Genomic DNA, 8727 nt, shown 5'->3' with positions numbered 1-8727 from the left:
GGGCCTGTGAACGACTGGCCAAACCGCGTGGCGGAATGGATGAAGTCGATGGGATACATTCCGTGATCCCCTCATCTGTGTGGTGGCTTGTGCCCCGAACCGGACTATGGTGAGGCTGTGCCTGCATGAAGACACGCAAAGACCGAATCAAAGCGCCTCCGGCCGCAGCGAGTGAGCTGCTGGCTCAAGATTCCCACCGCATCGTGGTGGAGGATCTGACGGAGATTATTTGCCGCTTTCTTCCGGATGGCACCCTCACCTATGTGAACGAAGTGTGCTGTCGCTTTTTTGGCAGGAAACTTGAGGAGCTGATCGGCCAGCGATGGCAGCCTAGTGCAGTAAGTGAGGATGTGCTGCTGATTGAGGAGAGGCTGCTGCAACTTTCGCCGAAGACTCCGGTCGTCGTCATTGAGAACCGGGTTTATGACGGCAAAGGGCGGGTGCGGTGGATGGAGTTCGTCAATCGTGCCTTCTTCGATGATCAGGGACTGCTGAAGGAGATGCAGTCGGTCGGACGCGACATCACAGAGCGTGTGCTGGCGGAGCAGCGCCTGCAGGAGGGCGAACAACGCTGGAAGTTTGCCCTTGAGAGTTCAGGTTTTGGAGTGTGGGACTGGGATCTTACGCGTGATACCATCTTTCGTTCCAGCCAGTTTAAGGTGATGCTCGGCTATAGTGCAGATGAGCCAATCCCAGACGCAGCGCTCGGCTGGCAGGGAATGGTTCATCCCGAAGATCTTTTTGGAACTGAACTGGCGGTAAATGATCATCTGATGCAGCGAACCGACGGCTTTGACCGGGAGTTTCGCATGCGTTGCAAGGATGGTTCGTGGAAATGGGTGATGGGCCGCGGCAAGGTTATTCGCCGTGATGATCAGCAGCGAGCCTTGCGCATGACGGGCACGCTTGAAGACATCTCCCGCCGCAAGGCAGCCGAGGAGCGGGAGGAGCATAATTTACAGTTGATCGTGGAAGGGGCGCCGTGCACCGCCGTGCTGGAGGCCATCGTGCGCAGCGTTGAGGCGGGGCATCCCGGCATGCGCTGCAGTGTGATGCTGGCTGATGAAACGGGCACGAGGCTGCGCTTGCAGGCCGCCCCCAGTCTGCCCGAGTATGTGAGAAAGGCACTGGATGGAACCCCCATTGCACCAGACATCGGAATCTGCGGCGTGGCCACCTTCAGTGGCAAGCGGGTAATTTGTCCGGATGTGCTGGCCGATCCACGTCTGGAGCCATTTCACAAACTCGCGGAGAAGGCCAGGTTGCTGGCCTGCTGGTCTGAGCCTGTGGTGAGTGGTGCAGGGCAGGTGCTGGGGGCCTTCGCCTGCTACCGCCGTGAGATTCACACGCCGGACCAGAAGGAAATCCAAGCTATAACCGCAGCGGCACGTCTTGCGGCACTGACCATTGAACGTGAAGAGCGCAAGCAGGCGCTGCAGGTCAGTGAGGAGCGCTATGCACGTGCCATGCGTGCCACGACAGACGGTTTGTGGGAGTGGAACATTTTGACGGGTGAAACCTATCTCTCTCCGCGCTGGAAGCAGATGCTTGGATTTGAGGAAGCCGATCAACTGGGCAAGGACCAGGAGTCGTTCATGTCCCGGCTGCATCCTGAGGACTGGCCAAGGGTACAAGCGGCACGAAAAGCGCACTTTGAGAAGCGTGTGCCTTATCAGGTAGAACTTCGATTGTGCAACAAGAACGGCGAATATCGCTGGTTTCTCACCCGGGGGGAAGCCGACTGGAATGAGCAGGGAGAGGCGGTGCGCATGACCGGCACCATCTCAGACATCGCAGACCGCAAGCTGGCGGAGCAGGCACTGCTGGCCAGCGAGCAGCGTTTTCGTGCCGTGTTTGAGCAGGCCGCAGTTGGTGTTGCTGAAATGGACACAACCACGGGACGTTTTCTCAGCGTGAATCAGCGCATTTGTGAGATCAATCAACGCTCACGCGACGAGATGCTGAAACTGACTTTCAGTGATTTGACCTTGCCGGAGGATCTGCCGAATTCATTGCGGCACATGGAGGAATTGAAGGCAGGAAAGATTCGCAGCTACAACCTGGAGAAACGCAATTTGCTGCCAGACGGCACCCTGAAGTGGGTGAATCTGACAGTTGCACCGATGTGGCTTCCCGGCGAGCCCCCCTTGCGTCATGTTGCTGTCGTTGAAGACATCACAGAGCGCAAACGCGTGGAACTCGACTACCGCCGTGAACTGGCCTACAACCAGGCTCTGGTGGGACACACGTCCGCCTTTATCGTGGTGCTGGATCTGGCCGGACGCTTCGTGCACGCCAATGCGTCCTTCAGCGACACCATGGGCTACAACAAGAAGCATGTGATCGGGAAAACCCCCTGGGAGATTGGTCTCATGGATGCAGCAGAGACAGCGCTCTCCAAGGAGCGCTTCGCGCGTCTGCTGCGCGGGGAGAAAAATCCGCCCACCGATTCACGCCTGCGGACGAAGGATGGGGAGTGGCGCAGCGTCGAACTGCGCAGCATCGCCACCTGCAAACCGGATGGCACACTGGACCGCATAGTGGTCACGGGAACGGACATGACGGAACGCAATCGTCTGCAGCAGGAGGTGTTGCGAGTGGTGGAGCAGGAGCAGGCGCGCGTGGGGCATGATCTTCATGATGGCGTGGGCCAGACCATGACCGGCATTGTCTCGCTGCTGGAAGCATTGGAAGCAGACCTGGATGGCGAGCCCCGGCAGCAGGCTCAGCGCATTCATGAGCTCCTGCGCCAGTCCGTTTCCGAAGTGCGCCGCATGTCCCATGGTCTTTCGCCGACCAGCGTGAAATACCGCGGACTCGTAGGTGCGCTGCAATTGCTGGCCGAAACCGTGCGCACCAACTTCCGCACGCCCTGCGAGTGCGAGGTGGACGCTGGCATCGCGATTCAAAACAACGATATTGAAGCTCATCTTTTTCGCATCGCGCAGGAGGCCGTCAACAATGCCCTGCGTCATGGCAAGCCCACGAAAGTGAAACTGTCCCTGCAGCACGTGAGCCAGACCGAGTGCGAGCTGCGAATCGAAGACGATGGAGCCGGTTTGAAAAAGACCAAAGGGGGGCAGCACAACGGCATCGGTGTGCGGGTGATGGATTACCGCGCCAACCTCATCGGTGCGCGGCTGACGATCAAAGCAAAGCCCCGGCGCGGAGTCGTCGTAACCTGCCGCTTTCCATACGAGCCAGGCAAGAAGAAGAGATGATACTGGTTCACGCTACTCAGGGGGCGGTGGAACGCAAAACAGGCACGCAGTCTAAATACCGCGTGCCTGTGTTGTGATGAGCTTGGATACTGATTGGATCAATGCTTCAACAGCCACTCAGTCGAGCGCGGATTGAAGTCGCCCAGCTGTTCCCAGTGGAATGCGTGACCGGCGTTGTCATAGAGGTGCAGTTCGGCACCGGGGATGGCGGCGGCGACTTCCTTGCCCATCCACTGAGGGGTGAAGGTGTCGTCTTTACCACCGATGACGAGCGTGGGGCACTTCACGTTTTTGAGTTCGTTGAGGGTGTTGTGCGTCATGGCGGCGGCGCTCTGCGCCTCGGTGGCGTGCAGGGGCTGTGGCGCAGGATTGGTGGCGGCGTCTTTGAGGCCCTGCTGCATGTTGTTCCAGCAGTCGTCGTTGTCGAACCAGGGCTTGGTGAAAATGAGCATCTGAATCCACTGCATGAAATCTTCCGGACGCATGTTCGCCTTGGCCTTCATGAGGTGCTGCCAGGTGTAGAGGCCGAATCGATCCTGCCGGGCCCAGGTGCACATGAGGATCATGCTCTTCACCTTCTCGGGGTGGCGCAGGGCGAGCTGCTGAGCAATGACGGAGCCGAGCGAGCAGCCGACGACACGGGCCTGCTTGATGCCGAGCTTGTCCATGAGGCCGGCGTAGTCGTCGGCCATCATGGCGGTGGTGTAAGGGCCGGCGGGCTTGTCGGTTTCGCCCACGCCGCGGTTGTCACCGAGGATGCAGCGGAAGTGCTTTTCCCATGCCTGGGCATGCGCGTCCCACACGCCGCCGGGGGCGGTGACTCCCATGATGCAGACGAGCGGTTCGCCGCTGCCGCGTTCTTGGTAAAACATCTTGATTCCGTTGGTTTCGACGTGGGGCATAAGAGTGAAGTTGTCAGTTGGATGGTTCGCTGTTCGCAGGTCAGGCCGCGAACGGCAAACTGTGAACAGAGATCGGTGAAAGCAACAAGCAAAAATCACCTGCCGCTGCACGAACTTCGCGCATAGTGGGCGCACGCCATGCCTGAAGCTCCAACCGAAACACCGCAACCCTCCGTTCCTCCCTGGGAAACGAAAGTTCCGATCACGCGACGCAGCCTGTCGCGCAAGCTGGCATTCTGGTCTGTGGCCGGCGCACTGGTGCTGGCGATGGTCTACGCCTTGCAGCCGCGGGCGGTGGAAGTTGAGACCGGAGTGGTTCACCAAGGGCCGTTGACGGTGTATGTGTCCGAGGAAGGCAAGACGCGCATCCGCAACCGCCACATTGTCGCCGCACCGGTGGCGGGCAGCATGCAGCGCGTGACTTTGAAGGCGGGAGATGCAGTAAAGGCGGGGGAAACAGTGCTCACGCGCATCGAACCGACGCTTTCACCATTGCTGGATGCTCGGGCGCGATCCCAAGCGCAGGCTCGTGTCGATGCGGCGACTGCTACCCGCAGCCGGGCCAACGAAGACATCGAGATGTCACGTACCGGCCTGAAATACGCGCAGGCGAACTGGGACCGCATCAAAAATAACACGGACAAGGGGACCGTCAGCGACACTGACCGCGATACGTTTGAGCGTGAGGCCGAAATGAAATCGCGAGAAGTTCGTTCGGCAGAATTTGCACTCCAGGTGGCCGATTTTGAATTGGTGCAGGCCAAGGCGGCACTTCAGCAGATCGACAAACCGAGCGCAGGCGGTGCATTCATCGAAGTGCGTGCTCCGGTCAGCGGCGTCGTGCTGCGGGTGCAGCAGGAGAGCGCGACGATCGTGGCGCCAGGCGCGCCCATTTTGGAAATCGGTGATCCCACGGATTTGGAGATCGAGGCGGAAATCCTCTCACGCGATGCGGTGACGATCAAGCCCGGGGCTCTAGTCACGGTGGAGCAGTGGGGGGGCGATGAGCCGGCCAAAGCCCGCGTGCGCCGTGTGGAACCTGCGGCATTCACCAAGGTGTCCGCACTGGGTGTGGAAGAGCAGCGCGTGCTGGTCCTGAGCGATTTTACGGAGCAGACACCTTCATTGAAAGCACTGGGAGACCGCTACCGCGTGGAAGTGCGCGTGGCCGTATGGTACAGCGATGACACCCTGCTGGTGCCGGCGGGAGCGTTGTTCCGCGAAGGCAGCGAGTGGAAGACCTTTGTTTTTGATGCTGGCAGAGCCAAGGCTGTGGTGGTCAAGGCTGGACGCACCGACGGTAAACTCACCCAGGTGTTGGCAGGCCTCAAGAAGGGGGACGAAGTGCTGATGCACCCGCCGGATACCGTGCGCGATGGCACAAGTGTGGTGAAGCGTGCCGAGGTGAAATAAAAAAAGACGGCCTCTTTCGAGGCCGCCTTGGAAGTACTGACGGGCTGTTTTTTAGACTTTCCAGTCGGCACGGTATTCGCGGGTGAGCCACTTGGCATCGCCACCGCTGACGTACTCGTGCTTCTCGGGATTCCACTTCATGGAACCGCCGTGGTAGTAGGCCTGGCTCATGAGGTGGCAGGAGATAGCCGTGCTGGCGCCGATGGCGACATCGCAGATCGGCTTCTCACGGGTCTTGATCGAGTTGAGCCAGTCTTCGTGATGGTTCTTGGAGTTGTAGAGTTTCACCTTGGCATCGGCGAGGTATTCGCGCTCGGTGAGGATGACTTCACGGTCAAGGGAGGTGCCTTTGTCAGCGTCCTTGTCCCAGAACTTGTGAATGGTCTTGCCGCCGAGGATGAGCTCGAACTTGCCGCGGTTCACGTGCACTTCACCATTGGCACCGTAGAAGGAGACACCTCTGCCTTTGCCATTGTGCAGGAGAGGAATGCCGCTGGCGTAGATGAGCTTGGCACCGTCGGAGGCATCTGCATATTTTTCAGGGGCGATGATTTCGACCGGGCCGTGTTCGTCTTCACCGAGGCCCCACTGGGCGATGTCGATGTGGTGGGCGCCCCAGTCGGTGATCATGCCGCCGCCGAATTCGCGCGTATTGCGCCAGGCGGGGAAGTGATTGTGAACGCCGCGCGGGCTGAGGACGCTGCTGTAAGGCACGAGAGGGGCAGGGCCACACCACATGTCCCAGTCGAGGCCGGGTTCCATGGGCTCTTCAGGATTGGCATTGGGCTTGGCGGGGGAACCGAACTGGGTTTCGACGTGGTCGATCTTGCCGATGATGCCATTGCGGACGAGTTCAGCGGCCACGCGGAATTCTTTGCTGGAGCGCTGCTGGGAGCCGGTCTGCAGGATGCGCTTGTTGCTGCGCACGGAGTCGATGAGCGTGAGCGCTTCGTGGATGTTGTGGGTGAGCGGCTTTTCGCAATAGACGTCCTTGCCGGCATTCAATGCGGCGATAGCAATGAAGGCGTGCCAGTGGTCAGGCGTGGCGATGACAACAGCGTCGATGTCCTTGCGTTCAAGAAGCTTGCGGAAATCGGCATAGGCTTCGCAGCCTTTGAAGCCAGCGTCCTTGTCCTTGCCGTAACGTTCTTCGACGGTCTTTTTGGCGTTTTCGCGGCGGTTGGTGTCGACGTCGCAGACGGCAACGATCTGGACCTCTTTACGGCCCAAGAAACTGTTGAGATGGCCGCTGTTCATTTTACCCACGCCGATGAAGCCGAGCGTGAGGCGCGCGCTGGGGGCGGTCTCTGCGCTCCAGACGCGTGAGGGGAGAATGAAGGGCGCTGCCACCGAGGCGGCGGCAACTTTGGCGAACTGACGGCGTGAGGATGCGGTTTGCATGGTTGGTGTTGGGTGGGATTTGAGGGTGGAGCAGTACAGTCCATTTGCCAAGTCTCTTGCACATGCCGTTGGCGTGGGTATTCGGCAGGATGGAATTCTCAAAACAGCGTCTTGGGCAGTTGATCGTCGTTTCGGGGCCTTCGGGCACCGGCAAGACGACGCTGTCACGGAAAGTGTGTGATCGCGGCGAGGCCGTTTTTTCCGTTTCCTGCACGACGCGTGCGCCGAGAGCGGGCGAGGTCGATGGGAAGGACTATTTTTTCCTAACCGAGGAGGATTTCCTGGCACGCGTGGAGCGAGGGGAGTTGTTTGAATACGCCCGCGTGCATGGCCGGCTTTACGGCACGCTGAAGAGCTACGTGTATGAGAATCTCAAACGCGGGGTGGATGTGATCATGGACATCGACGTCCAGGGGGCGATGCAGGTGCGCGCCTGCGAGGACGAACTGGTGAAGCGCTGCCTGCTGGAGATTTTCGTGCTGCCGCCGAGCCTAGAGGAACTGCGCAATCGCCTTTCAGGCCGGGCGACGGAGGATACGGCGGCGTTTGAACTGCGCATGCAGAACGCAGCAGCAGAGATGGAGCACTGGCGCAAGTATGGCTACGTGCTCGTTAGCGGCACGCGGGAGGACGATGCACGGCGGTTTGACGCAATCCTCGAAGCCGGGCGGATGCGGACAAGCCTGTGGTGATCAGGACGGGATGCCTGCATCTCGGAGAGCAGGGAATTGAGTGCGCCAGTCGCGGAGGACGGCTGGTTCGATCCGCGCGCTGATGACGCGTTCCTGCTCGGCGGCATCGGCAATGATAAGACCGTGAGGATCCACGACGAGGCTGCGCCCCGTATAAGTAAACTCGGGATCGGTGCCACAACGGTTGACCCCGACGACATAGGCGAGGTTTTCGATGGCGCGTGCCTGAAGAAGCGTGATCCAATGATTGATGCGTTTCACCGGCCAGGCGGCGATGAAGACCAGCACTTCAGCTCCGGCGCGGACGGCAGTGCGCGCGAGTTCAGGAAAGCGAAGATCATAGCAGATGAGTGGGGCGATGCGCAGCCCCTGCCACTCAAAGAGGCTTACTTCAGTGCCTGCGATGTGGGCCTGGCCTTCGCCGCCCAGACTGAAGGGGTAATTTTTTGTGTAGCGGGCAAGGACGGTGCCGTCAGGGGAGAGGGCGAGTGCCTGGTTCATGCCACGACCATCTTCGGTGGAGGTCACCACTCCACCGATGACGCAGCTTTGGTATTGCGCGGCCATTTCGCGCAGGAACTGCTCGGTGGGGCCGTTCGCAGGCTCAGCGGTAACGGCGAGATTCATGCTGAAGCCGGTGGAGAAGGTCTCCGGCAGGATGATGAGCGATCCGGGCTGCGGACTGGCGCCGGCAATCAACTGGCGCGCCTTGGCGTGATTGGCAGAGCGGTCTTCCCAGACGGAATTGATTTGGACGAGGTGGACATTCATAGGCGTTCTTTGCGGGCACCTGGACGGAGACGATCAGTGGATTCAGAATTGCTGCGGGCGCGAACGCCAATGAAGCAGCTGGCTGAGAGGATGGTCATGCCGCAGACGATTGCGAAGGTGTCGAACGACATGACCTTGATCATAGCGAAAGCCAGGGAAGGGGCGATGAGGCCGCGCACGCCGGTGAGAAAGGTATGTACGCTCATGTACTCGGCGACGGCGTGTTTGTCGGCGAGCTTGGTGACCCACAGCGCCCAGGTGACATTGCCACCCGCATTGGCCATGCCCCACAAGGCCATGCCAAAGGTCCACCAGAAGAGGCTATGT

At 59.8% G+C, this 8727-nt stretch carries 6 protein-coding genes and 1 pseudogene; 3 read left to right on the top strand and 4 right to left on the bottom strand.

Features of this window, described 5'->3' with window-relative positions; genetic code table 11:
- Positions 1-125 precede the first annotated feature (125 nt).
- Positions 126-3221, top strand: a complete 3096-nt coding sequence (locus ACIREA_RS20310; protein WP_397384170.1) for a PAS domain S-box protein — start codon at positions 126-128, stop codon at positions 3219-3221.
- A 98-nt stretch (positions 3222-3319) separates the two neighbouring features.
- Here the strand turns inward: ACIREA_RS20310 and ACIREA_RS20305 are convergent, their stop codons facing one another.
- Positions 3320-4123, bottom strand: a complete 804-nt coding sequence (locus tag ACIREA_RS20305; protein ID WP_397384169.1) for an alpha/beta fold hydrolase — start codon at positions 4121-4123, stop codon at positions 3320-3322.
- Between the two features lie 138 nt (positions 4124-4261).
- On the opposite strand from ACIREA_RS20305, the gene ACIREA_RS20300 reads away from it, so the two are divergent.
- On the top strand, positions 4262-5536 hold the full coding sequence (locus ACIREA_RS20300; protein ID WP_397384168.1) for an efflux RND transporter periplasmic adaptor subunit: 1275 nt from the start codon (positions 4262-4264) through the stop codon (positions 5534-5536).
- 51 nt (positions 5537-5587) lie between these two features.
- Here the strand turns inward: ACIREA_RS20300 and ACIREA_RS20295 are convergent, their stop codons facing one another.
- Entirely contained in the window at positions 5588-6937 is a 1350-nt protein-coding gene (locus ACIREA_RS20295) for a Gfo/Idh/MocA family protein (protein ID WP_397384167.1), read from the bottom strand.
- An 89-nt stretch (positions 6938-7026) separates the two neighbouring features.
- Between ACIREA_RS20295 and gmk the strand changes: the two genes are divergently transcribed.
- Complete coding sequence (gmk, locus tag ACIREA_RS20290; RefSeq protein WP_397384166.1) at positions 7027-7629, top strand: guanylate kinase; 603 nt, start codon at positions 7027-7029, stop codon at positions 7627-7629.
- Here gmk and ACIREA_RS20285 read toward each other — a convergent pair whose 3' ends face one another.
- Entirely contained in the window at positions 7630-8400 is a 771-nt protein-coding gene (locus tag ACIREA_RS20285) for a carbon-nitrogen family hydrolase (RefSeq protein ID WP_397384165.1), read from the bottom strand.
- A pseudogene (locus ACIREA_RS20280) lies at positions 8397-8727 on the bottom strand (hypothetical protein); the annotation flags it as partial. The pseudogene ACIREA_RS20280 and the gene ACIREA_RS20285, both read right to left, overlap by 4 nt.

This window comes from Prosthecobacter sp., from assembly GCF_044373815.1.
Lineage (GTDB): Bacteria > Verrucomicrobiota > Verrucomicrobiia > Verrucomicrobiales > Verrucomicrobiaceae > Prosthecobacter.
The sequence above is the reverse complement of the archived record's forward strand: the minus strand, read 5'-3'. Positions and strand labels throughout refer to the sequence as shown.